24 protein-coding genes and 1 pseudogene are annotated in these 24,505 nt (G+C 62.3%); 15 read left to right on the top strand and 10 right to left on the bottom strand.

Features of this window, described 5'->3' with window-relative positions; all coding sequences use genetic code 11:
* The 4 genes from A7X77_RS21440 to A7X77_RS21425 all read left to right on the top strand — a co-directional run bounded on the left by A7X77_RS21440 (window position 1) and on the right by A7X77_RS21425 (window position 2,833).
* Window positions 1-1,113, top strand: coding sequence for a FecCD family ABC transporter permease (locus A7X77_RS21440; RefSeq protein WP_064684851.1), 1,113 nt, complete (start codon window positions 1-3; stop codon window positions 1,111-1,113).
* A gap of 23 nt (window positions 1,114-1,136) precedes the next feature.
* Window positions 1,137-1,931: a heme ABC transporter ATP-binding protein gene (locus A7X77_RS21435; RefSeq protein WP_064684945.1), complete on the top strand. Its 795-nt coding sequence runs from the start codon at window positions 1,137-1,139 to the stop codon at window positions 1,929-1,931.
* A gap of 149 nt (window positions 1,932-2,080) precedes the next feature.
* Window positions 2,081-2,425, top strand: coding sequence for a DUF883 family protein (locus A7X77_RS21430; protein WP_064684850.1), 345 nt, complete (start codon window positions 2,081-2,083; stop codon window positions 2,423-2,425).
* A 9-nt stretch (window positions 2,426-2,434) separates the two neighbouring features.
* Window positions 2,435-2,833, top strand: coding sequence for a hypothetical protein (locus tag A7X77_RS21425; protein ID WP_064684849.1), 399 nt, complete (start codon window positions 2,435-2,437; stop codon window positions 2,831-2,833).
* A 318-nt stretch (window positions 2,834-3,151) separates the two neighbouring features.
* Here the strand turns inward: A7X77_RS21425 and A7X77_RS21420 are convergent, their stop codons facing one another.
* Together A7X77_RS21420 and A7X77_RS21415 are read right to left on the bottom strand one after the other, a co-directional pair.
* Window positions 3,152-3,709 (bottom strand): RNA polymerase sigma factor, encoded by a 558-nt coding sequence (locus A7X77_RS21420; protein WP_064684848.1) that lies wholly within the window; start codon window positions 3,707-3,709, stop codon window positions 3,152-3,154.
* A 9-nt stretch (window positions 3,710-3,718) separates the two neighbouring features.
* The gene (locus tag A7X77_RS21415; protein WP_064684847.1) at window positions 3,719-3,925 is read right to left on the bottom strand and encodes a NepR family anti-sigma factor; all 207 of its coding nucleotides are present in this window, start codon (window positions 3,923-3,925) and stop codon (window positions 3,719-3,721) included.
* A gap of 254 nt (window positions 3,926-4,179) precedes the next feature.
* Here A7X77_RS21415 and A7X77_RS21410 point away from each other — a divergent pair, with 254 nt between their 5' ends.
* The 4 genes from A7X77_RS21410 to preA all read left to right on the top strand — a co-directional run bounded on the left by A7X77_RS21410 (window position 4,180) and on the right by preA (window position 9,251).
* The gene (locus tag A7X77_RS21410; RefSeq protein WP_020922074.1) at window positions 4,180-4,974 is read left to right on the top strand and encodes a response regulator; all 795 of its coding nucleotides are present in this window, start codon (window positions 4,180-4,182) and stop codon (window positions 4,972-4,974) included.
* 193 nt (window positions 4,975-5,167) lie between these two features.
* Window positions 5,168-6,163 (top strand): sensor histidine kinase, encoded by a 996-nt coding sequence (locus A7X77_RS21405; protein WP_197486875.1) that lies wholly within the window; start codon window positions 5,168-5,170, stop codon window positions 6,161-6,163.
* Window positions 6,164-6,560: 397 nt separating this feature from the next.
* Window positions 6,561-7,922, top strand: a complete 1,362-nt coding sequence (locus tag A7X77_RS21400) for an NAD(P)-dependent oxidoreductase (protein ID WP_064684846.1) — start codon at window positions 6,561-6,563, stop codon at window positions 7,920-7,922.
* 15 nt (window positions 7,923-7,937) lie between these two features.
* The gene (gene preA, locus A7X77_RS21395) at window positions 7,938-9,251 is read left to right on the top strand and encodes an NAD-dependent dihydropyrimidine dehydrogenase subunit PreA (protein WP_064684845.1); all 1,314 of its coding nucleotides are present in this window, start codon (window positions 7,938-7,940) and stop codon (window positions 9,249-9,251) included.
* A 98-nt stretch (window positions 9,252-9,349) separates the two neighbouring features.
* On the opposite strand, the gene A7X77_RS21390 is transcribed toward preA, so the two are convergent.
* From A7X77_RS21390 to ftrA, 5 genes are all read right to left on the bottom strand, one after another.
* The gene (locus A7X77_RS21390; protein WP_245293777.1) at window positions 9,350-9,841 is read right to left on the bottom strand and encodes a DUF6766 family protein; all 492 of its coding nucleotides are present in this window, start codon (window positions 9,839-9,841) and stop codon (window positions 9,350-9,352) included.
* A 717-nt stretch (window positions 9,842-10,558) separates the two neighbouring features.
* Complete coding sequence (locus tag A7X77_RS34060) at window positions 10,559-10,765, bottom strand: peptide chain release factor family protein (RefSeq protein WP_245293776.1); 207 nt, start codon at window positions 10,763-10,765, stop codon at window positions 10,559-10,561.
* A complete protein-coding gene (locus tag A7X77_RS34055) occupies window positions 10,729-11,040 on the bottom strand; it encodes a hypothetical protein (protein ID WP_245293775.1) in 312 nt (103 codons plus the stop codon). Before A7X77_RS34055 ends, A7X77_RS34060 begins: the two co-directional genes overlap by 37 nt.
* Before the next feature lie 122 nt (window positions 11,041-11,162).
* Window positions 11,163-12,344 carry an RNA ligase RtcB family protein gene (locus A7X77_RS21380; protein WP_245293774.1) on the bottom strand — a complete coding sequence of 394 codons (1,182 nt, stop codon included), beginning with the start codon at window positions 12,342-12,344 and terminating at the stop codon, window positions 11,163-11,165.
* A 230-nt stretch (window positions 12,345-12,574) separates the two neighbouring features.
* Window positions 12,575-13,576: a transcriptional regulator FtrA gene (gene ftrA, locus A7X77_RS21375; RefSeq protein WP_064684842.1), complete on the bottom strand. Its 1,002-nt coding sequence runs from the start codon at window positions 13,574-13,576 to the stop codon at window positions 12,575-12,577.
* Window positions 13,577-13,647: 71 nt separating this feature from the next.
* Here ftrA and A7X77_RS21370 point away from each other — a divergent pair, with 71 nt between their 5' ends.
* Entirely contained in the window at window positions 13,648-14,058 is a 411-nt protein-coding gene (locus A7X77_RS21370; RefSeq protein WP_064684841.1) for a rhodanese-like domain-containing protein, read from the top strand.
* 39 nt (window positions 14,059-14,097) lie between these two features.
* Here the strand turns inward: A7X77_RS21370 and A7X77_RS21365 are convergent.
* Window positions 14,098-15,120 (bottom strand): annotated as a pseudogene (locus A7X77_RS21365) (zinc-dependent alcohol dehydrogenase family protein).
* 102 nt (window positions 15,121-15,222) lie between these two features.
* Between A7X77_RS21365 and A7X77_RS21360 the strand changes: the two are divergent.
* The 3 genes from A7X77_RS21360 (at window position 15,223) to A7X77_RS21350 (ending at window position 19,398) form a co-directional block, all read left to right on the top strand.
* Window positions 15,223-16,122, top strand: coding sequence for a LysR family transcriptional regulator (locus A7X77_RS21360; RefSeq protein WP_064684840.1), 900 nt, complete (start codon window positions 15,223-15,225; stop codon window positions 16,120-16,122).
* A gap of 178 nt (window positions 16,123-16,300) precedes the next feature.
* Entirely contained in the window at window positions 16,301-16,837 is a 537-nt protein-coding gene (locus A7X77_RS21355; protein ID WP_064684839.1) for a biliverdin-producing heme oxygenase, read from the top strand.
* Window positions 16,834-19,398 carry an HWE histidine kinase domain-containing protein gene (locus A7X77_RS21350; RefSeq protein WP_064684838.1) on the top strand — a complete coding sequence of 855 codons (2,565 nt, stop codon included), beginning with the start codon at window positions 16,834-16,836 and terminating at the stop codon, window positions 19,396-19,398. Before A7X77_RS21355 ends, A7X77_RS21350 begins: the two co-directional genes overlap by 4 nt.
* 3 nt (window positions 19,399-19,401) lie before the next feature.
* On the opposite strand, the gene A7X77_RS21345 is transcribed toward A7X77_RS21350, so the two are convergent.
* Entirely contained in the window at window positions 19,402-20,079 is a 678-nt protein-coding gene (locus A7X77_RS21345) for a TetR family transcriptional regulator C-terminal domain-containing protein (RefSeq protein ID WP_064684837.1), read from the bottom strand.
* 272 nt (window positions 20,080-20,351) lie between these two features.
* Between A7X77_RS21345 and A7X77_RS21340 the strand changes: the two genes are divergently transcribed.
* Both A7X77_RS21340 and hydA read left to right on the top strand, forming a co-directional pair.
* Entirely contained in the window at window positions 20,352-21,605 is a 1,254-nt protein-coding gene (locus A7X77_RS21340; RefSeq protein ID WP_064684836.1) for a Zn-dependent hydrolase, read from the top strand.
* 91 nt (window positions 21,606-21,696) lie between these two features.
* Window positions 21,697-23,151 carry a dihydropyrimidinase gene (hydA, locus tag A7X77_RS21335; RefSeq protein ID WP_064684835.1) on the top strand — a complete coding sequence of 485 codons (1,455 nt, stop codon included), beginning with the start codon at window positions 21,697-21,699 and terminating at the stop codon, window positions 23,149-23,151.
* Between the two features lie 57 nt (window positions 23,152-23,208).
* Here hydA and A7X77_RS21330 read toward each other — a convergent pair whose 3' ends face one another.
* The gene (locus tag A7X77_RS21330; RefSeq protein WP_011426527.1) at window positions 23,209-23,622 is read right to left on the bottom strand and encodes a cupin domain-containing protein; all 414 of its coding nucleotides are present in this window, start codon (window positions 23,620-23,622) and stop codon (window positions 23,209-23,211) included.
* Between the two features lie 94 nt (window positions 23,623-23,716).
* On the opposite strand from A7X77_RS21330, the gene A7X77_RS21325 reads away from it, so the two are divergent.
* Window positions 23,717-24,502, top strand: a complete 786-nt coding sequence (locus tag A7X77_RS21325) for an ABC transporter ATP-binding protein (protein ID WP_064684943.1) — start codon at window positions 23,717-23,719, stop codon at window positions 24,500-24,502.
* The last annotated feature ends 3 nt before the right edge of the window (window positions 24,503-24,505 follow it).

The following is a 24,505-nucleotide window of genomic DNA, read 5'->3' as shown; positions in this document are numbered from 1 at the left end:
ATGGCCCTGCCGCAAGCCATGACGCAACGAGAGCGACGCTTTGCGATGGCAGAGATCGGCGAAACCAGGCGGGCGGGCGACAGAACGCGGCTCGCCTTGCTGGCGATCGCGCTGCTTGTCGCCGGCTCCGCCTTCGCGATGTTGTTTTCGGTGACAACAGGCGCCTCGGATGCCTCGATCCTCGACGTGATCGGCAACATGACCGGCTCGGAGGCGGCGCTGAGCGCCCGTGACCGGATCATCATCTTCGATATCCGCCTCCCCCGCACGATCCTCGGCTTTCTAATCGGCGCCTCGCTGGCCGTCTCCGGCACGGTGATGCAGGGCCTGTTCCGCAATCCGCTCGCCGATCCGGGCCTTGTCGGCGTTTCCTCCGGCGCAAGCCTCGGCGCGGTCGCCATGATCGTGCTCGGCAGCGGCCTGGCGGCACCGTTCCAGGCACTATTCGGCATCTATGCTTTGCCAGTGGCCGCCTTCGGCGGCGGTCTGGTCACGACGCTGCTGCTCTACCGGATCGCCACCCGTCACGGTCAGACCTCGGTGGCGACGATGCTGCTTGCCGGCATCGCGCTCGGCGCGCTCACCCTGGCTCTGACCGGCCTGCTGATCTACGTGGCCAACGACCAGCAGCTGCGCGACCTGACCTTCTGGAGCATGGGTTCGCTTGCCGGCGCCACATGGACGAAGATCGCCGCCGCCGGCCCGATCATCCTGCTGTCCTTCATGGCCCTGCCCTTCATGGCCCGCGGCCTCAATGCCATCACGCTTGGCGAGGCAGCCGCCTTTCATATGGGCGTGCCGGTGCAGCGTCTGAAGAATGTCGCGATCGTCGGCGTCGCCGCGGCGACCGGCGCTTCCGTCGCCGTCAGCGGCGGCATCGGCTTCGTCGGCATCGTCGTGCCGCACATCCTGCGCATGGCGATCGGCCCGGATCATCGTTTTCTGCTGCCGGCCGCAGCCCTTCTCGGCGGCTCGCTGCTGATCTTCGCGGATGTGCTGGCGCGCACCCTCGTCGCCCCTGCCGAACTGCCGATCGGCATCATCACCGCAGCGGTCGGCGGCCCCTTCTTCCTGTGGATCCTGCTGAAGCAGCGTTCGCGCCTTGCCCTGTGAGCGATCTTGTGAGTGACGTGCAGATGATCGAAGTGTCCGGCCTTTCCGTACGCCTTTCCGGCAAATCCATCATCAGCGACGTCGCCTTCACCGCAAAGGCCGGCGAGCTGACGGCGATTGCCGGACCGAACGGCTCCGGCAAGACGACGACGATGAAAGCGATCTCCGGCGAGCTTGCTTATGATGGCTCGGTGCGCATCGGCGGCGGCGAGGTGCGAGGACTGAAACCCTGGCAGCTTGCCGCCATTCGCGGCGTGCTGCCGCAGGCAAGCACCATCTCCTTTCCCTTCACCGTGCGCGAGATCGTCCGCATGGGCCTGACCTCGGGCCTCAACCTCAATCCCGACCAGGCCGATGACACGGCGGCCGCAGCACTTGCGTCCGTCGACCTCTCCGGCTTCGAAGGCCGTTTCTATCAGGAACTCTCCGGCGGCGAGCAGCAGCGCGTGCAGCTTGCCCGCGTGCTTTGCCAGATCGCCGAGCCCGTCGTCGACGGCAAATCCCGCTGGCTGCTGCTCGACGAGCCGGTCTCCAGCCTCGACATCAGCCATCAGCTGACCATCATGTCGCTCGCCCGCGATTTCTGCGAACGCGGCGGCGGCGTCATCGCCGTCATGCACGACCTCAACCTGACGGCGCTCTTTGCCGACCGCCTGGTGCTGATGAAATCCGGCCGCCTCGCCGCCGCCGGCGGCATTGATGAGGTGTTGACCGATGAGACCATGCTCTCAGTCTTCGGCTGCGCGCTGCACATCAATCAGGTGCCTGCCGACGGCACGCCCTTCGTGCTCGCCCACAGCGCCATTTCCCAGCGCTAACCACCGCGCATAGCGGAACTTTTGAGCGCCCGACACGTTGTCGGCAGTGATTTGGGTCAATGCCGCGCGGTCTCATGTATGCAACGAACGGTGGTGACCCCGGTGCAGAACAGGCGGGCTTGCGCGCGCCCCAGCCAATGGAGACAGCCATGACCTATTCCATCTTTCACTCCGGCCGCAGCCGCCGCAACGGCACCTTCCACAATTTCGAATCCGGCATCGAGGAACAGATCGAGGCGCTGCGCGATGAGCTCGCGGAACTGACGCGCCTGGTCGGCAAGAGTTCGCGCCATCAGGGCGATAAGATGCGCAGCCAGGCAAGCGCCGGTTATGAGGAACTGCTGAGCCGCAGCGAGGATCTCTTACGCGAATTGCAGCATGGCTACGAGCGCGGCGCGACCGAGATGCGCGATACCGTGCGCAAACATCCGCTGGCAACAATCGGCGCCGCAGCCGCCTTCGGCCTGGCCATCGCCTTCCTCGCGCGGCGCTGAGGAAGCGCGATGCTCTCGATCCTCAGCCTGCTGACGGGCGCAAGCGTGCATCGGACCGTCGCGCGCGCCAAGCGCACCAGCATCTTCCTTGCGCTTGCCCTGCTCTTCCTCCTCACCGCCTATGCGCTGGCCGTCACCGCCGGCGCCATCTGGCTCGCCGGCATCTACGGCCCGGTCGGCGCCGCCCTCTTCCTGGCCGCTTGCGCGCTGCTGATCGCCGTCATCCTGGTCGTGGTGATGGGGGTCATCAACGCTCAGGAGAAACGCCGCGCCCGCGAGCGCCGCGCCGCGCTGGAATCGGTGGCGGCAGTCGGGCTCGGCCTCGTCCGCGCCCAGCCGCTACTGACCGCCGGCGTGCTGGCGGCCATCGTCGCCGCCAATCTGGTGGGGTCGAAGCGGGAGGATTGAGGAAGGATTGGCGCCTCATTTCCGAATGCTTGTCAAAGGAAGAGCGTGTGTTCCTCCACACACCGGTGGACGATGGGCATAGACGCCCGCCTCACCCTCCCTCATTCCTGTGCCTGTCACAGGAATCCAGCCACGGCGCGTCCGCGCCGTGAAATGAAGCCGTACTTCAACGGAAAGAGTCTTTTGCGCCCAAGGACTTGGGCGCACTGGATTCCTGTGACATCCCTTGGGCGAAGCCTGAGGGCACAGGAATGAGGGCGCGGAGAGGTAGCGATCACCCCTTAATGCAAAAAGCCGGTGTCTCAGCAGCCGGCATCCTCAGAATGCAAACGCCTTCGACGTCAGCGGCGCCGATGTTGCATCGGGGCCGAAATCGGCTTCGCCCGAGATCTGCAGCAATTCCTGCAGTCGTTGGCGGGCGCGGTTGACGCGGCTCTTGATGGTGCCGACGGCGCAGCCGCAGATTTCGGCGGCTTCCTCGTAGGAAAAGCCCGAGGCGCCGACGAGGATGATCGCTTCGCGCTGGTCCGGCGGCAGCTGATCGAGCGCCTTCTTGAAGTCCTGCAGATCGAGCGCGCCATATTGCGAGGGATGCATCGCCATCGATTCGGTGAACAGGCCGTCGCTGTCCTGCACTTCGCGGCCGCTTTTCCGCATCTGGCTGTAGAGTTCGTTGCGCAGGATCGTGAAGAGCCAGGCCTTCATGTTGGTGCCCATCTCGAAATGATCCTGCTTGGCCCAGGCTTTCATGATCGTATCCTGGACGAGATCGTCGGCACGGTCGTGGCGGCCGATGAGCGAGATTGCGAAGGCGCGAAGACTGGGCAGGGCCGCCAGCAGTTCCCGCTTGAAGCTGGGTTGCATTTTATCTTCCATGCGACGATCCTATTCGGCCATCTTGGCGGAAGCCATCATCTCGGCATGGTCGAGCTTTTCGAGAAGATCGAGAAAACGATCCGGGATCGCTTCATCCTGTGCGGCCGCATAAAGCGACCGCAATTTGACGCCGATCTGATTGTTCGGGTCCAGGATATCGCTTGCCCGCAGCTCCAGCTTTCGCTGATCGGCTGCTTCTTTCTTGCGTGAGGTCATCAATTCGTCTTCTCGCCGGTTGTCTGTTCTAGAGGCGCGCACGGCATCATCACGACTTTAACCCGCGAGACCGAGGCTTTCGAGTATCGATGTCGCCGAAGTTTGCCGCTGCGTGGGTCAAAATGCTACGCCCTTTCTATGTCGGCTGGAATAATGCGGCGCGGCAAAAAAAGTTCCTGCCTCCGGAACTTTTTTATCAAGATGACGTTAATCGGTCATTGAAGCCAATGCCGGCCTGTATACAGGAGCCATATATGACACTTTCTACTCGAATTGCGCCGCACCTGCCTTATCTGCGTCGCTATTCCCGCGCACTGACCGGCACGCAGACTTCGGGCGACGCCTATGTCGCCGCCGTTCTTGAAGCCATCATCGCCGATCTCTCGATCTTCCCGGATACGGCGAATGACCGGGTCGCCCTCTACAAACTGTTTACGCAACTGTTTGGTTCCACTGCAGTCCAGATTCCAGAGCCGACCTCGCCATATGCGTGGGAACAGCGCGCCACCCTCAATCTGTCCAAAGTTTCGCCAGGCGCCCGTCAGGCCTTTTTGCTTGCTTCCGTGGAGAATTTCCGCGTCGCTGAAATCGCAGAAATTCTCGAGCTCGACGAACAGGATGTGATGCAGCTGCTCGACAAGGCTTCACAGGAGATTTCCCGCCAGGTGGCAACCGATATCATGATCATCGAGGACGAGCCGTTGATCGCCATGGATATCGAACAGATGGTCGAAAGCCTCGGACACCGCGTCACGGGCATCGCCCGCACCCATGCCGAAGCCGTCGCGCTCTACAACAAGACGAAGCCGAGCATGGTGCTCGCCGACATCCAGCTTGCCGACGGCAGTTCCGGCATCGATGCCGTCAACGACATTCTCAAGACCTCGAGCGTGCCGGTGATCTTCATCACCGCCTTCCCGGAACGGCTTCTGACCGGCGAGCGCCCCGAACCCACTTTCCTCGTCACCAAACCTTTCAACCCCGACATGGTCAAGGCACTGATCAGCCAGGCGCTTTTCTTCAATGAATCGACCAAGGTAGCCGCCTGAGACGCAATTTTCCGGCCTTCGGAACCAAACCGTTGAAACAGGCGTTCCGGTGCTGCCGGGACGCGTCGAAGGCCTTAACGGTTTTTGCAGCGCTTTGTTCTAGAGTTGGCAGGCGGTTTCTGGAGGGGCGTCCCCCTTCAGCGACGTTCAAGACGTCACAAGGAAAGGCGGCCGAGTGAATACGACTGAACCATTGTCGGGCACGCCTTTCACCTTCGAAGGCAAAGCCGCAATGATGGAACGGGCGCTCGGCAGCGCCGGTATTTCAATACTGTGCCAGGACGCCCGGCTGTCGATTTTCTACGCCGAAAATCTGCCGCCGTATTTCGCTGCGCGCTTCATGCCCGGCGGCACCGATGCCGGCCTCTTCGGTGATATTCACGGGCAGTATCTGACAGCGCTGAAACACAAGGTGCTGGAGACCGGAATCCCCAACAATGCCGAGGTCGAGATCGACGTCGACGGCGAAATGCGCACCTATGAACTGAAAATCCAGCGCACCGGTGCACGCGGCATGCACGGGCTTCTGTCCGTCATGACGGAGGTCACCGAAAGCCGGCATCGTGAGAAAGTACTGAAATCGCTGCTGCGCGAACTCTCGCACCGCTCGAAGAACCTTCTCGCCATCATCCAGGGCATCGCCACGCAGACGGCGCGCAACACGCTCTCTCTCGACAGTTTCCTTCTGAAGTTCCGCGGGCGGCTGCAATCGCTTTCCAATTCCCAGGACCTGATCACGGATTCGAGCTGGCGCGGCGCCTATCTCTTCGAACTCGCCGAAAAACAATTCGCCCCCTACTGGCCGGAAACATCAGGCTCCATGCCGATCTACGGGATCAACGCGCATCTGACGCCGAATGCCGCGGTGCATCTTGGACTTGCCCTCCACGAACTCATCGTCAACTCCGCCTCCTATGGCGCCATTGCCGGCGGCGCTGCCTCCATCACGCTCAACTGCCGGGAAGCTGCGATCGGCGGCAGAAGGGCGATCGAGATCGCCTGGACGGAAGTGCTGCAGGATCAGTCGGAAGTCCACGAATTCAGTGACAACAGCTTCGGTCGCACCGTGCTGGAGCGCGTCGTGCCCTCGTCGGTCAACGGCAAGGCGGAACTGAAGCTTGTGCCCGGCCGCATCGAATATCGGCTGACCATTCCGGAGACCGAATTCGAGATCTTCAAGCGCATCTGACGTGGGAATAAGACGAGCGAAAACAGAAAAACAGCCGGTGCGAGGGCGGCGCACCGGCTGTCTTCACTCACCGGGAGGGGACCGTGAGTACGTCCGGATGGTGGGTTGGGGGCGCGCATGTTGGGTCGATGCGATCACCATCCGGATATCGCAATAACGACGACGTCCAAATTTGGTTCCCTGTGATCGTAAATAAATTCCACTTTTTTGAATTTTTTTCGGACGCCCTTACCGAGCCGAACGCAGAAATATTTCGCAGGCCTAAGGCGGGGAAATTTCTCGCGCGAAAACAGGGGCTTGCGCGGTCACGACGGTCAAAATTTTACCGTTTGATAAATTTTTAAACCTGAGTTACGCTTTCCCTCACAGGCCGTTTACCAATAATGAGGGAACTTCAATGGAACGACTGGAAACTGGGATTCATGCCGGCCGGCTATCGCCCGCCGAGTATGAGGCTAATTTTTCCGATCTGCATCCCCGCCTCGACAATCACGAGGCGCTGGTCGCCGCCGACCGCTGCTATTTCTGTTATGACGCGCCGTGCATGACGGCCTGTCCCACCTCGATCGACATTCCGCTCTTCATCCGGCAGATTTCGACCGGCAATCCGCTCGGCTCGGCGAAGACGATCTTCGATCAGAATATTCTCGGCGGCATGTGCGCCCGCGTCTGTCCCACCGAAGAGCTCTGCGAACAGGCCTGTGTGCGCAACACAGCGGAAGAACGGCCTGTCGAGATCGGCCGCCTGCAGCGTTACGCAACCGATGCCGCCATGCAGGCCGGCAAGCAGTTCTATGTCAGGGCCGAAGCATCGGGAAAGAAGATCGCCGTCGTCGGCGCCGGCCCGGCAGGACTGGCCGCTGCGCATCGCCTAGCGGTCAAAGGCCACTCCGTCACCATCTACGATGCCAGGGAAAAATCCGGCGGCCTCAACGAATACGGCATCGCCTCCTATAAGACGGTCGACGACTTCGCCCAGCAGGAAGTCGATTACATCATCTCGATCGGCGGTATCGAGGCGCGCCACGGCGCCCTTCTCGGTCGCGATTTTTCGCTTGCCGATCTGCAGGCGCAATATGATGCCGTCTTCCTAGGCATCGGCCTTGCCGGTGTCAACGCGTTGCGCATCGAGGGCGAAAACCTTGCCGGTGTCGACGATGCCGTCGATTTCATCGCCGCACTGCGCCAGGCTGACGACAAGAGCGATATCCCTATCGGCCGCCGCGTCGTCGTTCTCGGCGGCGGCATGACGGCGATCGACGCTGCCGTGCAGGCAAAGCTGCTCGGTGCCGAAGAGGTGACGATCTGTTACCGCCGCGGCAAGGAGCATATGAACGCCTCGGAATACGAGCAGGATCTGGCAAGCTCCAAAGGTGTCATCATCCGCCATTGGCTGGCGCCGAAGTCGATCCTGGCTCAGGACGGCGAGGTCGCCGCCATCGAAGTGGAATATACCAAGCTCGTCGAAGGCCGCCTCGTCGGCACCGGCGAAACCGGGGTGATTGCCGCCGACCAGATCTTCAAGGCGATCGGCCAGACCTTTGACGCCTCCGGCCTCGGTTCGCTTCGCATGGAATCCGGTCGCATCGCGGTCGACGTCGAGGGCCGCACCTCCCTCGACGGCGTGTGGGCCGGCGGCGACTGCGTCTTCGGCGGCGAGGATCTTACAGTTTCCGCCGTCGCGCACGGCCGCGACGCGGCTGAATCCATCCATCGCGCCCTCTCCGCAGCAGCCGCGCCGGCTGTCGCGGTTGCTTGAAGGGGAGAATGAACAATGGCTGATCTCCGTAATAATTTCGTCGGCATCAAATCCCCCAACCCGTTCTGGCTGGCGTCAGCGCCGCCGACCGACAAGGCCTACAACGTCGAGCGCGCCTTCAAGGCCGGCTGGGGCGGAGTGGTCTGGAAGACGCTGGGCGAGGAAGGCCCGCCCGTCGTCAACGTCAACGGCCCGCGCTACGGCGCGATCTGGGGCGCCGACCGCCGGCTGCTCGGACTCAACAATATCGAGCTCATCACCGACCGCGACCTCTATACCAACCTGCGTGAAATGAAGCAGGTCAAGATGAACTGGCCGGACCGGGCGCTGATCGCCTCGATCATGGTGCCCTGCGAGGAGCAGGCCTGGAAGTCGATCCTGCCGCTGGTCGAAGAGACCGGCGCCGACGGCATCGAACTCAATTTCGGCTGTCCGCACGGCATGTCGGAACGCGGCATGGGATCGGCCGTCGGCCAGGTCCCGGAATATATCGAAATGGTCGTGCGCTGGTGCAAGCAGTACACCCGCATGCCCGTCATCACCAAGCTGACGCCCAACATCACCGATATTCGCCGTCCCGCCCGCGCCGCCAAGGCCGGCGGCACCGATGCCGTCTCGCTGATCAACACGATCAATTCGATCGTCTCCGTCGACCTCGACAATTTTGCCCCCAACCCGACGGTCGGCGGTAAGGGCAGCCATGGCGGTTATTGCGGCCCGGCGGTCAAGCCGATCGCCCTCAACATGGTGGCCGAAATCGCCCGTGATCCCGAAACCTACGGCCTGCCGATCTCGGGTATCGGCGGCATCACCACCTGGCGGGACGCGGCCGAATTCCTCGTTCTCGGCGCTGGCAATGTCCAGGTCTGCACCGCGGCGATGACCTACGGCTTCAAGATCGTAGACGAGATGATTTCGGGCCTCTCCGACTGGATGGACGAAAAGGGCCATCGCACGCTCGACGACATCACCGGCCGCGCCGTGCCCAATGTCACCGACTGGCAATATCTGAACCTCAACTACGTCGCCAAGGCGAAGATCGACCAGGATGCCTGCATCAAATGCGGCCGCTGCCACATCGCCTGCGAGGACACCTCGCACCAGGCGATCACCAACGTCGTCAATGGGCTGCGCCATTTCGAGGTGATCGAAGAGGAATGCGTCGGCTGCAATCTATGTGTCAACGTCTGCCCGGTCGAGAACTGCATCACCATGGAACCACTGCCTGCCGGCACCCTCGACAAGCGCACCGGCCGTGTCGTCGATCCGAACTATGCCAACTGGACGACACATCCAAACAACCCGATGGCCCGCCAGGCGGCGGAGTGACGAATGGAACCGCCGCGGCGAATATCGCCCGCGGCGTGCTTCTGATCGCTAGAGCTATCGCGCAAAGCAAAGTGCGCAGTCACGTGGCCGGGACTGGCTCAAGTGGCGCCGCCGGTCCTGTGAGGCCCCCTGCGCATCTCCAACTCATGCTCGTATGGTCCCGCATGTCCTCCGGTCCTCATGAAGTGCTTATCGATCTCGGCGATGATCGCTTCACCCTTCTCTCCGGCATTTAGCCGGATGAGAGCATCGAGTTTTGCTTCCGTGCGGTCATCGTTTTCCTTTGAAGAGGGCGAGCCGATATAAAGAAGATAGGCAAGACCAACGACCTGCCAGAGCAATTGCAGGAATTCGGACTGCCAGTTTTCAAAGGTGTCTCTGCTCATTTCCATGAGATAGGCATTGATATCAGGCGCTTGCCCGTGGCTCTGCTGCTCGCCCACAAAGGCGAACCAACCGAACATCCAATGGCCGGCGAGCGAAAATAGAAAGAAGGCGACGGTGATCCAGGCATAGGCGTACTTCTTGAACATGATACCTCCTTTGGAAGGCTTCCCTCCTCGAGTGCCGGCGGTAGCGACCAGCAGCATTTGCCGAGATCCATATCAGCCGATCCCGGGCCTGCCCTTCAAGCGATCCGACCCGGAGACTGCGGATGAAGCAATCGGCGCGCCGGTCGTGAATGAGGGTACTTCACGTCCAAAGACGTCGATGAAAGCGCGCTGATTGCGCCAGACATTGTGAACAGTCCCTACTGGAAACCTCTAACGGTTCTGGAAGGGCGGGGTTCCTCGAAACCGCTCCGCTGCGGAGAAGGCTTTCGCATAGTGTCCGGGTGCGGCTGCGAGACAGTCCTGTCAGCGCCCCGCCGGGACGGCCGAGTGACGGCTTTGCAAACGCTGCGGCAAAGTTCGATCCGCAACATTGCGCTGAACCAGCCATAGACTTATGACGAGCATGCTGCACGCCGCAGCGTGTCAACGAAGAGGAGGCAGCCATGGCTCGCAAACCTCACCGACTTCAGCTTTTGAGGTCACGTCGAAACGGCGTAAATCCTTCCCGTCCGAAGCCCGAGTCAAGACCGGTTCGCAGATCGTTCATGGCGACGTGGAACTGATCGAAAAACTCGGCCGCGCCGATCCCTGCCCCTGCGGTTCCAGGAGGCGGTTTCAAGAACTGCTGCCTGCAATCCGGCCGCTATGACGGCATCGAACGGGATCACTATTTTCAGAGACCGTAACTGAAAGGAGCGGCGCCCCTTCATCGAAGGGCGCCGTTTCTTGTTGCGGTCGGACCGATATGCCGGATCACAGCTTGAAAGCCTTGACCTCGTTGCCTCCCTCGATGGTGCGGTTGGCGATGAAGCGTCCGAATTTGGCCGCCTCCTGCTTTTCAGCCTCGACTTGACGCAACATCGCTTCAAGACGCCGAAGCGCCAGGGCCTTGTTGCGATGCTGCGAGCGCTCGTCGCGCGCCGTCACCACCAGACCGGTCGGCCGGTGCAGAACACGCACGGCGCTGTCCGATCGTATTCTGATGCTGCCCGCCCCGTCCGCCGGCTCTCAGCGTCTCGAAACGCAGGTCGGTCGGAATCGATCGTCACCGCGCCGCCTTCCGGCCCCGCCTCGATACGCTGAACCGCGACGTACCAGTTCTGCCGTTTGTGACCGGGACGCACCGGGCTCTTGAAGGTGAACCTGATCGTGCCGCAATAGCCGCCGGCGATCCGTTCCGCCTCGAGACCATCGAGGCTGACGATCGCCGACTTTGCACCGTGCCGATCCGGCATCGGGCCGAGGCTCTTCTCGAAGGTGCAGCCAAGCCCGATCGCCTCACGCTCGAGGATGGCGAGAAGTGCGGAGAGCCGCCATGCGGCATTCCACCGGGCCGTTGCCCGACGTCACGAGAAGATCAATAGCGCTCATGGCTGCGCCCTCCTTGCCTGCGATATTCAGGCTTTCGCCGACGCTGTTCCACCTCCGCCTCGTCGACCGCCTTCTTGAAGGTGACCAGCGGCCGCAGGCTCGCAACACCAACGACCAGCCCTGCCTGTTCGAGATCACCCACCACCTGCCCGGCATCCTTGTAGGCCGACGCCGCTTCTTCGATGACGAGGGCGCGATCATCGCAGATCGCGATCCCGCCCCAGGAGTTGCGCAGCAGCTGTTCGCGCTCGGACCGGTTGCGGCCGACACGCCCATGCATGGTGGCGCGGTCATATTTGCGGCCGGCCCCATGAGAGATGCCGCCGAGCGAACGGCCGACATCGGCGCTCGCGACAACCACATGGCTGAGGCTCGCCCGAGATCCCGCAACTGGCGCGAGTTCGCCCGGTGCGACGGCCGCAGCGCCTTTGTAATGGACAAACCCGCGATCTGAGCGACGAACGAGATTGTGCGGTATGTCGGCGATCAGGCGCAGATCGGCGCGGAGCGCCGCAGCCACCCGCACTGCGATCAGCCGCCGGTTCAACGATGCCCAGGCAACGCAGCGGTCGTGGCTCGCAAGCCAGGCGGCGCCCGCCTCCGAACCCGGATCGAGGCCGGCAGCAAGTCCCGAATGAGCGGCGAGCGTCTGCGAGAAGACCGCGGCGCCGACGGCGCGTGAGCCGGAATGAACGAGCAGGTAAAGGCCCCGATCGTCGAGACCGGCGGCCTGCCCGCCCTCGGCAACATCCTCCACTGCCTGCAACTCGCAGAAATGGTTGCCGCCGCCGATCGTGCCCAAGGCATCGGGCGCAAGATCGGCCGGCAGTCCGGTTTCGGCCATCCACCCGCGACCCTCGCCGATTGCCTGCACCTCGAGCCGGCGAAGCCGCTCCGCCGCCTTGTCAATCTTCAGCTTGCGCAGCGGTAGATCGAGGCCGAAGAGCGACATGCCGCAGCCTATATCGTTGCCGATCAGCAGCGGGTGCAGCCGGGACGACAACAGGGCCACGCCGGTTGCACCATATTTGCCGGGGTGCAGATCCGGAAAGGCGGCGATTTCCGAAACACCCGGCAGTCGCGACATCTCGGCGAGTTGGTCCAAGGCGGCGCCTTCGATCCAGGCAGAACTGGAAAAGAAACGATTGATGTCCGACGCCGACGTCATCGGGGAGCTTCCGCTCCCGATAGAATTGCCCATGACAATGAACTCTGGATATGAGTGCTCTTCATCACCGGAAACGGCGATGTTCAGCCGGCACCATCAGCCTCTTGGCCGACTTAAGCCGAAATCCTCTCGGGGCGTGCGGAGATATTCGTCATCGTGGCGCTCCCTTCCCAGAACAATAGAGAGCGCCCGTTTAGGCGAAGTCAGGCGTAATTGCAACATAAGGTGCACTAACCGCAGAATGATTTCCGATAGGCGCTTGGACTCGTTCCCAGCTTTCGGCGAAAATGATGCCGCATGGTCGCGAGCGTGCCGAAGCCGCTTGATATCGCGATGTCGTCGAGCGACACCGCAAGCTCCTTCTCCAGCAGATCACGCGCATGGCGCAGCCGCTCCTTCAGCAGCCACTCGCCGACACTCTCACCGGTTGCCGCTTCGAAGCGGCGTTGAAAGGTGCGCATGCTCATCCCCGCTCTTTTGGCGAGCAGACTGATCGGCTGCTCCTCGGACAGGCTTTCCCGCATCCATTCGATCAGCGGCCCGAGACGGATGCCCTCGCGCTCTTCCGGCACGGGAGCCGCGATGAACTGCGCCTGCCCGCCCTCGCGATGCGGTGGAACGACGAGCCGTCGCGCCACGCTGTTGGCGGCATCCGGGCCGAAATCGCCGCGCACGACATGTAGACAGAGATCGATGCCGGCCGCACTGCCCGCCGCGGTCAGCAGGCTGCCCTCGTCCGTGTAGAGAACATCGGCGTCAAGGGTGATGTCGGGATAACGCGCGGCGATCGAGGCAACGTAGCGCCAATGCGTGGTCGCCCTGCGATTGGCAAGCAGCCCTGATTCGGCCAGAACCGCGACGCCAGAGCACAGTGACATGATGCGAGCGCCGCGCTGATGGGCTGCCTTAAGTGCTGTGGCGAGCGCCGCAGGCACCGGCGCATCGATCGCCCGCCAGCCCGGCACGACGATCAGGTCCGCCTCCTCAAGCACCTCCAGTCCCTTGTCGACGGCGACCGTCAGCCCTCCCGCGGCGCGCAGCGGCCCCGGCTCGATGCCGCAGACTGAGAAGCGATACCAGCGATCGCCCATCTCCGGACGCGGCAGGCCGAAGACCTCGTAGGCGATGCCGAATTCGAAGGTGCAAAGCCCGTCATAGGCAAGGGCTGCGACCAGCGGTCCCTTCGTCTGATGCGGTGAAGTGTTTGGCATGATCTTTACGCTGTCAGTCATGATGGCCAATTTCGCAAAGCTCTACCATCGGCGATACCAAGCTGCAATTCCAACACGGAAAGGAACGACAGATGCCAAGCCCCGTCGCCGAAATACCAGCCGCCCAGCCCGATCTCGCCGCCGCCCACTATGCCGCCAAGCTCGCTTTCGAAACCGATTGCTCGGATGTCCATGCCGCCTTTGCCGGCGCCAAGGTCGATTTCGTTCTCCTCGACGTGCGCTCGCCGGCCCTCTTTGCGCAATCCCACGTGCCGGGTGCGATCAATCTGCCGCACGGCAAGATGACCGCGCACCGGATGTCGGAATGGGCAAGGGACACGCTGTTCGTCGTCTATTGCGCCGGCCCCCACTGCAACGGCGCAGATAAAGCCGCTCTCCGCCTCGCCAAGCTCGGCCTTAGGGCGAAGCTCATGATCGGCGGCATGACCGGCTGGGCCGATGAAGGTCTCGCCTTCGAAAGCGAGGCCGCCGCTGCCGAATAGCAGCAAGCTCCCCTCCACGACGCGAGGGGAGCGCATGTTTCAAAACTCGATGACGACCTTGCCGAACGGGCCGCGATAGAGATGATCGAGCGCCTGCGGCAGTTCCCCGAAGGCATAACGCCTGTCGATGACGGGTTTCAGCCCGGTCCGGTCGACGGCGCGCACCAGATCCTCCAGCGCCCGGCGGTGACCGACCGAAATTCCCTGCACGATGGGCGCCTTCAGAAGCAGGGGCGCCGCAGGCCCGGAGACGTCGAACCCTTCGAACACGCCGATCACCGAAATCCTACCGTTCACCGCCACTGCCTTCAGAGCCTAGCCGAGATGCGGTCCGCCGACGATCTCCAGCACGTGGTCGGCTCCGTAATCGCTGGTCAAGTGATAGAGCTGCTCCACCCAGTCGCCTTCGTGCCGGTTGATCAGATGATCGGCGCCGAGCGCCGACGCCCGTTTGAGCTTTTCGGCGCTGCCTGACGTGATGAATACCTCGGCGCCATGCGCCTTGGCGATCTGCAGGCCGAAGAGCGCGACACCGCCGGTCCCCTGCACCAACACCTTGTCGCCGGCCTTGAGCCTGCCGCATTCAATCAGCGCGAACCATGCGGTCAGGCCGGCACAGGGCAGCGTGCTCGCTTCGGCGGCGTCGAGCGTTGACGGCGCAAGCGTGAACCACTGCTCGGAAAGCACGGTATATTCGGACAGCACGCCCGGATAAATGCCGCCGCGTGTATGATAATGCGGAGTGCGGGCAGTGCCCGGTCCCCGGCCGTCGATCCAGTCCGGAGAAAAGGTGGAGATCACCCGGTCGCCGGCTTTGAAGCGCGTGACATCCGGCCCGACGGCCTCGACCACGCCTGCCATGTCCGAGGCCGGTACGAAGGGAAACTGCAACGGCAATCCCATGCCGCTTTCGAGCACCAGCCTGTCGCGAAAATTGAGGGAAACGGCCTGCGTCCGCACCCGGACCATCGTGCCTGATACCTCGGGAATCCCGGCTTCACCGATCTTCAGATCGGCTTCCGGTCCGATTGCCTCGGTCTGCCACTGCCTTGTCGTCTGCATCTTCCGCTCCTTCTCGATTGAGAGAGCAGCAGATATATCGTTGAAAATTCGTCCGTTGTTGCGATAATAAATCGACAGAATGGTGCCGCGATGGAAACAAACATGGAGCAGCTAAAGGGAATTTCGATCTTCGTCCAGACGGCAGAAGCCGGCGGCTTCTCAGCCGCTGCCGAACGGCTCCATCTTACCCGCTCGGCAGTCAGCAAGACGATCGCAAGGCTCGAACAGCGGCTCGGCGTCCGGCTCTTCAACCGCACGACCCGGACCCAAAGCCTGACCGACGAAGGCCGGTTCTTCTATGAGCGCTGCCTGAGAGCCATCGAGGAAATCCGGATCGGTGAGGCCCAGCTCGAATCTGGCAGGCGCGAGGTCCGCGGCAGGCTGCGGGTATCGATGCCGGTGCTGTTCGGACGCCATTGCGCCGCCCCGATTCTAACCCGCCTGCTCGACGATCACCCGGATCTCGAACTCGACCTCTCATTCAGCGATCGCGTCGTCGACCTCCTGGAGGACGGCTTCGATCTTGCCGTCCGCAACGGCCCGCTGAAGGATAATCCCGACTTGATGGCGCGCGCCATCGCCCGGCAGTCCATGACGGTCTGCGCCTCGCCTGCCTATCTGGAAAAATATGGCGTGCCGCAAACGCTCGACGACCTCGCCCGTCATCAGGGTATCGTCTATCGCAGGGGTGACAACGACAGGGCATGGATCTTCCCGGCGGCAGTCGGTCCCCCGCGCGAAGTTCTGCCGAAATCGCGCCTGCGCCTCGACGATCTCGCCTCGATAGCAGACGCCGCCGTCGAAGGCCGGGGGCTCGCCTGGCTGACCTGCTGGCTGGTGCGGGACAGGGTCATGTCAGGTGAACTCGTGCGGGTTCTGACCGATATGCCGTCCACCGTTTTCGAAGCCTATGCCGTGTGGCCGAGATCGCCGGTGATGCTGCCGAAGGTGCGCCTTGCCATCAATATATTGGCGGCAAATCTGCCTCGCCTGATGGACTGAAAAGGGCGCGCGCCGTTAGTCCTGCCTGCGCTTAGGCCGAGCAGTGGACCGCGGGGCAAAGGAAGCCCATGTTTTTCTATGGGTTTCTCTGGAAATACTGAGATGCTGCAATATATCGCTAGTTCGTCGTTCTCCTATAAACCGCATTATCTGCCATATCATCCAGAATACGGTCCGCATGTCACTTCGCAGCGTGCTCCGCGCACAAACAGCAGATTGCCACGCCGAGGTCGACAAGCTTTTCGGCACGTTCGACCTCTCCGATAGACAGCAGTACGGAACATTCCTGTGCGCGCATGCCCGGGTAGTCCCTGCGGCCGAAAATGCGCTTGAGGAAGCCGGTATAGACCGCCTGCTGCCCGACTGGCCGGAGCGCAGGCGCACGCAAATGCTGTTGGCCGATATCCACGAGCTCGGCGATCCGTTGCCTCCGTCCCTGCCGCCACCGGCGTTGCACGGCGAGGCAGCGCTCTGGGGGGCCCTTTACGTGTTCGAAGGCTCCAAGCTCGGGGGCGCCCTGCTTGCCAAAGCCGTGCCTGACTACCTGCCCAGCAGCTATCTCACGCCACAAGGTCCAAAGACCGCCATGAAGATCTTCATGGACCGTCTCGATGCCAGCAATCTGGACGACTTCGACGCTGCCATCGCCGCCGCCCGCGATGTTTTCGGCCTTTTTCTCCAAGCGGGCCAACTCGAACTGGAAGCCGTCCCATGAGCGGCACATTCGAACCCGTCGATCTAACCAATTGCGACCGCGAGCCGATCCATCAACTTGGCGCAGTTCAGCCTTTCGGCTTTCTGCTGGCAGTATCCTCGGACTGGATTGCAGTCCGCGCCTCGGCAAATCTGGTGGAGTTCCTCGGCATTGCGCAGGCCGACGCGCTCGGCCGCCCTGTTGCCTCCATGATCACGCCCGAAGCGCTGCACACAATCCGCAACAAGTTGACGACGCTGCGTGGTTCCGACGTCGAGCGCATTTTCGGCGTCGTCCTGACACCCGGCCAAGACAGGTTCGACCTTGCCGTGCACATGAACGAGGACCTGGTCATCATCGAAGGCGAGCGCTGCCAGGACGCCAGACGCGACGGCTCTTCTCTCTCCATGCGCAGCATGATGTCTCGCCTCGACCACACGGAAACGATGGAAGCTTTCTTCCGAGAGGGTGCAAGGCAGGCGCGCGCCCTGACCGGTTTCGACCGGGTGATGGTCTATCGTTTTGACGAAGACGGATCCGGCGAAGTGGTGGCGGAAGCCGCCCGAGGCGGCATCGGCTCGTTCCTGGGGCTGCACTATCCGGCTTCCGACATTCCGGTACAGGCCCGCGCGCTCTATCTGCGCAACCTGTTCCGCATTATTGCCGATGTCGACGCCGTCCCGGTCCCGATACTGCCGCACCTCGACGAGCACGGTCAGCCGCTCGACCTCTCCATGTCGGTGTTGCGCTCGGTCTCGCCGATCCACATCGAATATCTCAAAAACATGGGCGTCGGGGCGTCGCTCTCCATTTCGATCGTGGTGGATGGCAAGCTCTGGGGCCTGTTTGCCTGTCATCACTACGGTCCGCGCCTGCCATCGGCCCAAAGCCGCTCCACCGCCGAACTCTTCGGTCAGATGTTCGCTTCGCGCCTCGAAAGCCGTGAACGCCGGCTGGCGCTGGACTATGAGACCAAGGCGCGCCGCATCGCCGACCGGCTTCTGACAGCCGTGGCAGACAATGCCAGCCTGCTCGACGATCCCGCCTGGCTGGTCGAAGCGCTGGCCGAAGCCATTCCTGCCGACGGCATCGGTGTGTGGATCAACGGCCGGCTGGCGCTGGCCGGCATCGGACCGGATGAGAAAGGCTTCGCAGCGCTTGTCCGCCATCTCAACCGCACTGCCGCCGGTCGCATCTATGCCGTCGACAGGCTGGGGGACACCTGCCCGGATCTTGGGATCGACGGTGCAGTGGCAGGCATGCTCGCCATCCCGATCTCGCGTTCGCCGCGCGATTATGTCGTGCTCTTCCGCCAGGAGCTGGTGCGCACCGTCCGCTGGGGCGGCGATCCGCACAAGCCGGTGGAATACGGACCCAACGGCCCGAGGCTGACGCCGCGCAAGAGTTTCGAGGCCTGGTCGGAACTGGTGCGCGGCCGCTCCCTGTCCTTTAGCGAAGCTGAGCGTCGTGTCGCCGAAACGATCCGGGTCACGCTGATCGAGGTGGTTCTGCGTCTCACCGACGAGGCCAGCATGGCGCGCCAGACGGCAAACGAGCGGCAGGAGCTGCTGATCGCCGAACTCAACCACCGCGTCCGCAACATATTGAGCCTCATTACCGGCATCATCCGCCAGTCGCAGGCAACCTCCGTGAGCCTCGGCGACTACGTCCGCCAGATCGAGGGTCGCGTCCAGTCACTGGCCCGTGCCCATGACCAGATTACCCGCGATCACTGGGCGCCCGCTTCGCTTCGGCAATTGCTGCTGGCCGAGACCGCCGCCTATCTTGGCAAAAGTGCGGAACGCATTCAGATGCGCGGCGAGGACGTGCTGCTGGAGCCGCAGGCCTTTTCCACCGCTGCCCTTGTTTTCCACGAGCTGATGACCAACAGCGCCAAATATGGCAGTCTTTCCGGCACCGGCCGCGGCATCGTCGAACTCGGCTGGTCCCGCGATGATGAAGGCAATCTGCGCATTGGCTGGCGCGAAAAAGGTGGTCCGCCGGTCACCGAACCGACGCGCCACGGCTTCGGCTCGACGATCATTCGGCGCTCGATTCCGTATGACCTCGGTGGCAAGGCCGAGTTGCGCTACAACGAGGGCGGGCTCGAAGCGGATTTCTTCATTCCCGGGCGATATGTCGTCGGCAAGACGAGCGGTCGATCAAATTCAGCGCCGTACGGAGCAGCGGCACCCAAGGTGATTGCAGGAGGACAGCCGCTTTCCGGCCTGAGCGTGCTACTGGTGGAAAACAACCTGATTATTGCCATGGACGGCGAAGATATCCTGCGCCGTCTAGGCGCCGAAGTAGCAACCGCACCGACCGTTGCCGAGGCGATGGAAATCCTGGCTGGCCGGTCCTTCGATCTGGCGCTTCTCGATGTCAATCTCGGCGATGAGACCAGTTTCGGGATTGCCGACCGACTGGCAGCTGACGGCGTGCCCTTCGTTTTTGCCACGGGTTATGGAGAAGGCATCGGCCAGGCAAACAGCCATTCGGACGCGCCGGTGTTGCAAAAGCCCTATACGATGGAAGGCGTAACGGACATTCTCGCCCGCATACCGCTGCCGAAAAGGCAATAAATCTTAGCTCTCGGAGCGATCCGGCCGCAGCCCGCCAATAAAGAGCTGTTCCAGAAACCGCGCCGCATCCTCGAAGCGGCCTTCGCCAGCATGCTCCTGTCCGAGCACAGCGCGCACCTGCACGTCGAAATCCGCATAATGCTGGGTCGTCGACCAGATGGAGAAGATCAGATGGTAGGGGTCGCATTTGACGATCTTGCCTGATTTCGCCCAGGCACGGATGACCTCAGCCTTCTCGTCGACCAGTTCCTTCAGCGGACCCTTCAGCTCGTCCTCGATATGCGGCGCGCCCTGCAGCACCTCATTGGCAAAGAGCCGGCTTTCACGCGGAAAGTCGCGCGCCATCTCCAGCTTGCGTCTGATATAGCTGCGGATTTCCTCTTCCGGATTGCCGTCGGCATCGAAGGCGCGCAGCGGCTCCAGCCAGGTGTAAAGCACCCGGTCGATCAGCGCCCGATGCATGGCTTCCTTCGTGCGGAAATAATAGAGCAGGTTGGGTTTCGACATGCCGGCCACTTCGGCGATCTGGTCGATGGTCGAGCCGCGGAAGCCGCTTGCCGAAAACACGTCGAGCGCCGCTTCCAGGATCTGCTCTTCCTTCTCCTCCTGGATTCGCGTCCGCCTCAGGGTTTTCGCTGCTCTCGGTATGGTCACAGGCTGTTGTTTCCCCTTGAAATTCAACTTCTTCGCTCAAGTTCGGCTGGATGCACACCGGCCGCTTTCTTGAGCAACTGCCCGTATTTTTATCGGCAATTTTCGTGATTTTCGTCTTGAGCCCGGCGGTGGAAGTTGTAATGTTTACCAATCGGTCAAATTATCCGCCAGATGCAAAACAAAGGCAACTGGCGATTTTCCGGCGCTCGACAAAACCAATAAGAGGCGCAGGAATAGACCACGGGAACAGGCGGGCATGTCACTTCACATGACCGCCGCAAACAGGTGAGGGCATAAAAATGGTGGCAGCACCAGGCGAGAACATGCGCGTCAACGGCGACCGTCTCTGGGACAATCTCATGGACATGGCGAAGATCGGACCCGGCATTGCCGGCGGCAACAATCGCCAGACGCTGACGGATTCGGACGCCGAGGGACGCAGCCTCTTCAAAAAATGGTGCGACAAGGCCGGCCTGAGTATGGGTGTCGACCGCATGGGCACGATGTTCGCCACCCGCCCCGGCACCGATCCCGACGCCCTGCCCGTCTATGTCGGCTCGCATCTCGACACCCAGCCGACCGGCGGCAAATATGACGGTGTGCTTGGCGTGCTCTCAGCCCTCGAAGTCGTGCGCACCATGAACGATCTCGGCATCAAGACCAAACATCCTGTTGTCGTCACCAACTGGACGAACGAGGAAGGCGCGCGTTTTGCCCCCGCCATGCTGGCCTCGGGCGTCTTCGCCGGCGTGCACAGCCTCGACTTCGCCTATAACCGCAGAGATCCCGAGGGCAATCTCTTCGGCGACGAGCTAAAGCGCATCGGCTGGGTCGGCGACGAAGAGGTCGGCGCCCGCAAGATGCACGCCTATTTCGAATATCATATCGAGCAGGGCCCGATCCTCGAAGCCGAAAACAAGCAGATCGGCGTCGTCACCCACTGTCAGGGCCTGTGGTGGCTGGAATTCACGCTGACCGGCAAGGAGGCCCATACCGGCTCGACGCCGATGAACATGCGCGTCAACGCCGGCCTTGCCATGTCGCGCATCCTGGAAATGGTGCAAACTGTGGCGATGGGCGAGCAGCCGGGCGCCGTCGGCGGGGTCGGCCAGGTCTTCTTCTCGCCAAACTCCCGCAACGTGCTGCCGGGCAAGGTGGTCTTCACCGTCGATATCCGTTCGCCCGATAAGGCCAAGCTCGACCGCATGCGGGCAAAGATCGAGGCGGAAGCGCCAGGCATCTGCGACGTGCTGGGTGTCGGCTGTTCCGTCGAGGCGATCGGCCACTTCGCACCTGTTACCTTCGACGAAAAGCTTGTTGCCTCGGTCCGCTCCGCCGCCGAACGCCTCGGCTACACCCACATGAACCTCATCTCCGGCGCCGGCCACGACGCCTGCTGGGCCGCCAAGGTCGCGCCTGCGACCATGATCATGTGCCCCTGCGTCGGCGGCCTCTCGCACAACGAAGCGGAAGAGATCTCCAAGGAATGGGCGACGGCGGGCGCCGACGTGTTGTTCCATGCGGTGGTGGAGACGGCGGAGCTCGTGGTGTGATGTCTAGTGTCGCGCCCAAAGCCCCCTCATCCGACCCTTCGGGCCACCTTCTATTCGCCAGCCGCATTCACAAAAAAGATAGGCAACGATCATGACCACAGTCATCAAGAACGGCACCATCGTCACGGCCGACCTCACCTACAAGGCTGACGTCAAGATCGACGGCGGCAAGATCGTCGAGATCGGTCCGAACCTCTCGGGCGACGAAACCCTCGACGCCTCCGGCTGTTATGTCATGCCTGGCGGCATCGACCCGCACACTCATCTCGAAATGCCCTTCATGGGCACCTATTCCTCCGACGATTTCGAGAGCGGCACGCGCGCGGCCCTTTCCGGCGGCACCACTATGGTGGTCGATTTCGCCCTTCCCGCCCCCGGCCAGTCGCTGCTCGAAGCGCTGACCATGTGGGACAACAAATCGACCCGGGCCAATTGCGACTATTCCTTCCATATGGCGGTGACCTGGTGGAGCGAGCAGGTCTTCAAGGAGATGGAGACCATCGTCCGCGACAAGGGCATCAACACCTTCAAGCACTTCATGGCCTATAAGGGCGCTCTGATGGTCGATGACGACGAGATGTTCGCCTCGTTCCAGCGCTGCGCCGAGCTTGGCGCGCTGCCGCTGGTGCATGCCGAAAATGGCGACGTCGTCGCCTCGATGTCGGCAAAGCTGCTTGCCGAAGGCAATAACGGACCCGAGGCGCATGCCTATTCCCGTCCCGCTGAAGTCGAAGGCGAAGCCACCAACCGCGCCATCATGATCGCCGACATGGCCGGCTGCCCTGTCTATATCGTCCATACCTCCTGCGAACAGGCGCACGAGGCGATCCGCCGCGCCCGCGCCAAGGGCATGCGCGTCTATGGCGAGCCGCTGATCCAGCACCTGACGCTCGACGAGAGCGAATATTCCAACCCCGACTGGGATCATGCCGCCCGTCGCGTGATGTCGCCGCCATTCCGCAGCAAGCAGCATCAGGACAGTCTCTGGGCCGGGCTTGCCTCCGGTTCGCTGCAGGTGGTCGCAACGGACCATTGCGCCTTTACGACGGCGCAGAAACGTTTCGGCGTAGGGGATTTCACCAAGATCCCGAATGGCACCGGCGGCCTCGAAGACCGCATGCCGATGCTCTGGACGCACGGCGTCAACACCGGCCGCCTGACGATGAACGAGTTCGTTGCCGTCACCTCGACCAACATCGCCAAGATTCTCAACATCTATCCGAAGAAGGGCGCGATCCTCGTCGGCGCCGATGCCGATATCGTGGTTTGGGATCCGAAGCGCTCTAAGACCATCTCGTCGAAGACCCAGCAGTCGTCGATCGACTACAACGTCTTCGAGGGCAAGGAAGTGACCGGCCTGCCGCGCTACACGCTGACCCGCGGCGTCGTCGCGATCGAGGAAAGCGACATCAAGACCCGCGAGGGCCACGGCGAGTTCGTCCGGCGCGAACCGGTAACGGCCGTCAGCAAGGCACTCTCCACCTGGAAGGAGATCACCTCTCCGCGCAAGGTGGAACGAAGCGGCATTCCGGCAACCGGCGTATGACGATGGAGCATGATGATACGGCATCAACCGGGGAATGACGCCTTCATGCGGATGACCTCAAGCCGGCACCAGCGCGTCCAGCTCCGGGAGAAGCACGACGCTTTCCTGCTCGTGCGGATCGGTGCGGGCGATGACCGCCGTGCAGGGCGTGCTGCTGAGGTTTGCCGGCATATGCGGCACGCCGGCCGGGATGTAGAAGAGCTCGCCGGCATGGGTAATGACGTGATGCTCCAGCCGATCTCCGTACCAGGTATGGGCCTCGCCGGAGAGCACGTAGATCGCCGTCTCATGCGCTTCGTGCAGATGCGCCTTGGCGCGCACGCCTGGCGGGATCGTCAGGAGGTGCATGCAGATGCCGGTGGCACCGACCGTCTCGGCCGCTATCCCTTCGAAATAGCTAAGCCCCTGCTTGCCGTCATAGGCGTGCTTGGGACGAACGATGTGGCAGGTGGGTTTTGATGTCGCGTCCATTCTCTTCCTCCAACAATTATGCCGCCGGCAGAGCCAGCGGCGATGGTAACATGCAAACCGTCTTCAGGCGGGGAAAACAAGATCGGACGCAATGATGCAAGCACCCTCCGTCGTATCCGCCAAGGACCTCTGTCTCACCTACCAGGCGAATGACGGCCCAGTGCGGGCGCTGAGCGATGTCAATCTCGATGTCCGCAAGGGCGATTTCGTCTCTTTCATCGGCCCGTCGGGCTGTGGCAAGACGACTTTCCTGCGCGTCATTGCCGACCTCGAAAAGGGCACGTCGGGCGAGATTTCCATCAACGGCATGACGCCGGAAGAAGCCCGCAAGGCCCGCGCCTACGGCTATGTCTTCCAGGCGCCGGCGCTCCTGCCCTGGCGCACCATCGAAAACAACATCGCCCTGCCGCTGGAGATCATGGGATACTCCGGCGCCGACCGCACGCGGCGCATCGCCGAAGCGCTCGATCTCGTCAGCCTGTCCGGCTTCGAGAAGAAATTCCCCTGGCAGCTTTCCGGCGGCATGCAACAGCGCGCCTCGATCGCCCGCGCGCTCGCCTTCGACGCCGACCTGCTGCTGATGGATGAGCCCTTCGGCGCGCTCGACGAGATCGTCCGCGACCATCTGAACGAAGAACTGCTGAAACTCTGGGCCCGCACCAACAAGACGATCTGTTTCGTCACCCATTCCATTCCCGAGGCGGTCTATCTCTCCACCAAAATAGTGGTGATGTCGCCGCGCCCGGGCCGCGTCACCGATGTGATCGACTCGACGCTGCCGGCCGAACGCCCGCTCGACATTCGCGACACCCCCGAATTCCTGGAAATCGCCCATCGCGTCCGCGAGGGGCTGAGGACGGGGCATAGCCATGAGGTTTAGGCG

Origin of the sequence: Rhizobium bangladeshense (assembly GCF_001662075.1) — a bacterium.
Lineage (GTDB): Bacteria > Pseudomonadota > Alphaproteobacteria > Rhizobiales > Rhizobiaceae > Rhizobium > Rhizobium bangladeshense_B.
Note: the sequence above shows the minus strand (reverse complement) of the source record. Positions and strands in the feature narration are given on the sequence as shown.

What these genes read in the sequence shown, in the direction of transcription:
- A7X77_RS21380 (WP_245293774.1), bottom strand. Translation starts at nt 12,344, where the DNA reads ATGACGTCGGCGTCGGACATCAATCGTTTCTTTTCCAGTTCTGCCTGG.
- A7X77_RS21355 (WP_064684839.1), top strand. Translation starts at nt 16,301, where the DNA reads ATGTCACTTCGCAGCGTGCTCCGCGCACAAACAGCAGATTGCCACGCC.
- A7X77_RS21440 (WP_064684851.1), top strand. Translation starts at nt 1, where the DNA reads ATGGCCCTGCCGCAAGCCATGACGCAACGAGAGCGACGCTTTGCGATG.
- A7X77_RS21370 (WP_064684841.1), top strand. Translation starts at nt 13,648, where the DNA reads ATGCCAAGCCCCGTCGCCGAAATACCAGCCGCCCAGCCCGATCTCGCC.
- hydA (WP_064684835.1), top strand. Translation starts at nt 21,697, where the DNA reads ATGACCACAGTCATCAAGAACGGCACCATCGTCACGGCCGACCTCACC.
- A7X77_RS21400 (WP_064684846.1), top strand. Translation starts at nt 6,561, where the DNA reads ATGGAACGACTGGAAACTGGGATTCATGCCGGCCGGCTATCGCCCGCC.
- A7X77_RS34055 (WP_245293775.1), bottom strand. Translation starts at nt 11,040, where the DNA reads ATGCCGGATCGGCACGGTGCAAAGTCGGCGATCGTCAGCCTCGATGGT.
- preA (WP_064684845.1), top strand. Translation starts at nt 7,938, where the DNA reads ATGGCTGATCTCCGTAATAATTTCGTCGGCATCAAATCCCCCAACCCG.
- A7X77_RS21425 (WP_064684849.1), top strand. Translation starts at nt 2,435, where the DNA reads ATGCTCTCGATCCTCAGCCTGCTGACGGGCGCAAGCGTGCATCGGACC.
- A7X77_RS21410 (WP_020922074.1), top strand. Translation starts at nt 4,180, where the DNA reads ATGACACTTTCTACTCGAATTGCGCCGCACCTGCCTTATCTGCGTCGC.
- A7X77_RS21340 (WP_064684836.1), top strand. Translation starts at nt 20,352, where the DNA reads ATGGTGGCAGCACCAGGCGAGAACATGCGCGTCAACGGCGACCGTCTC.
- A7X77_RS21390 (WP_245293777.1), bottom strand. Translation starts at nt 9,841, where the DNA reads ATGCTGCTGGTCGCTACCGCCGGCACTCGAGGAGGGAAGCCTTCCAAA.
- A7X77_RS21350 (WP_064684838.1), top strand. Translation starts at nt 16,834, where the DNA reads ATGAGCGGCACATTCGAACCCGTCGATCTAACCAATTGCGACCGCGAG.
- A7X77_RS21325 (WP_064684943.1), top strand. Translation starts at nt 23,717, where the DNA reads ATGCAAGCACCCTCCGTCGTATCCGCCAAGGACCTCTGTCTCACCTAC.
- A7X77_RS21415 (WP_064684847.1), bottom strand. Translation starts at nt 3,925, where the DNA reads ATGACCTCACGCAAGAAAGAAGCAGCCGATCAGCGAAAGCTGGAGCTG.
- A7X77_RS21360 (WP_064684840.1), top strand. Translation starts at nt 15,223, where the DNA reads ATGGAGCAGCTAAAGGGAATTTCGATCTTCGTCCAGACGGCAGAAGCC.
- ftrA (WP_064684842.1), bottom strand. Translation starts at nt 13,576, where the DNA reads ATGACTGACAGCGTAAAGATCATGCCAAACACTTCACCGCATCAGACG.
- A7X77_RS21435 (WP_064684945.1), top strand. Translation starts at nt 1,137, where the DNA reads ATGATCGAAGTGTCCGGCCTTTCCGTACGCCTTTCCGGCAAATCCATC.
- A7X77_RS21430 (WP_064684850.1), top strand. Translation starts at nt 2,081, where the DNA reads ATGACCTATTCCATCTTTCACTCCGGCCGCAGCCGCCGCAACGGCACC.
- A7X77_RS21420 (WP_064684848.1), bottom strand. Translation starts at nt 3,709, where the DNA reads ATGGAAGATAAAATGCAACCCAGCTTCAAGCGGGAACTGCTGGCGGCC.
- A7X77_RS21330 (WP_011426527.1), bottom strand. Translation starts at nt 23,622, where the DNA reads ATGGACGCGACATCAAAACCCACCTGCCACATCGTTCGTCCCAAGCAC.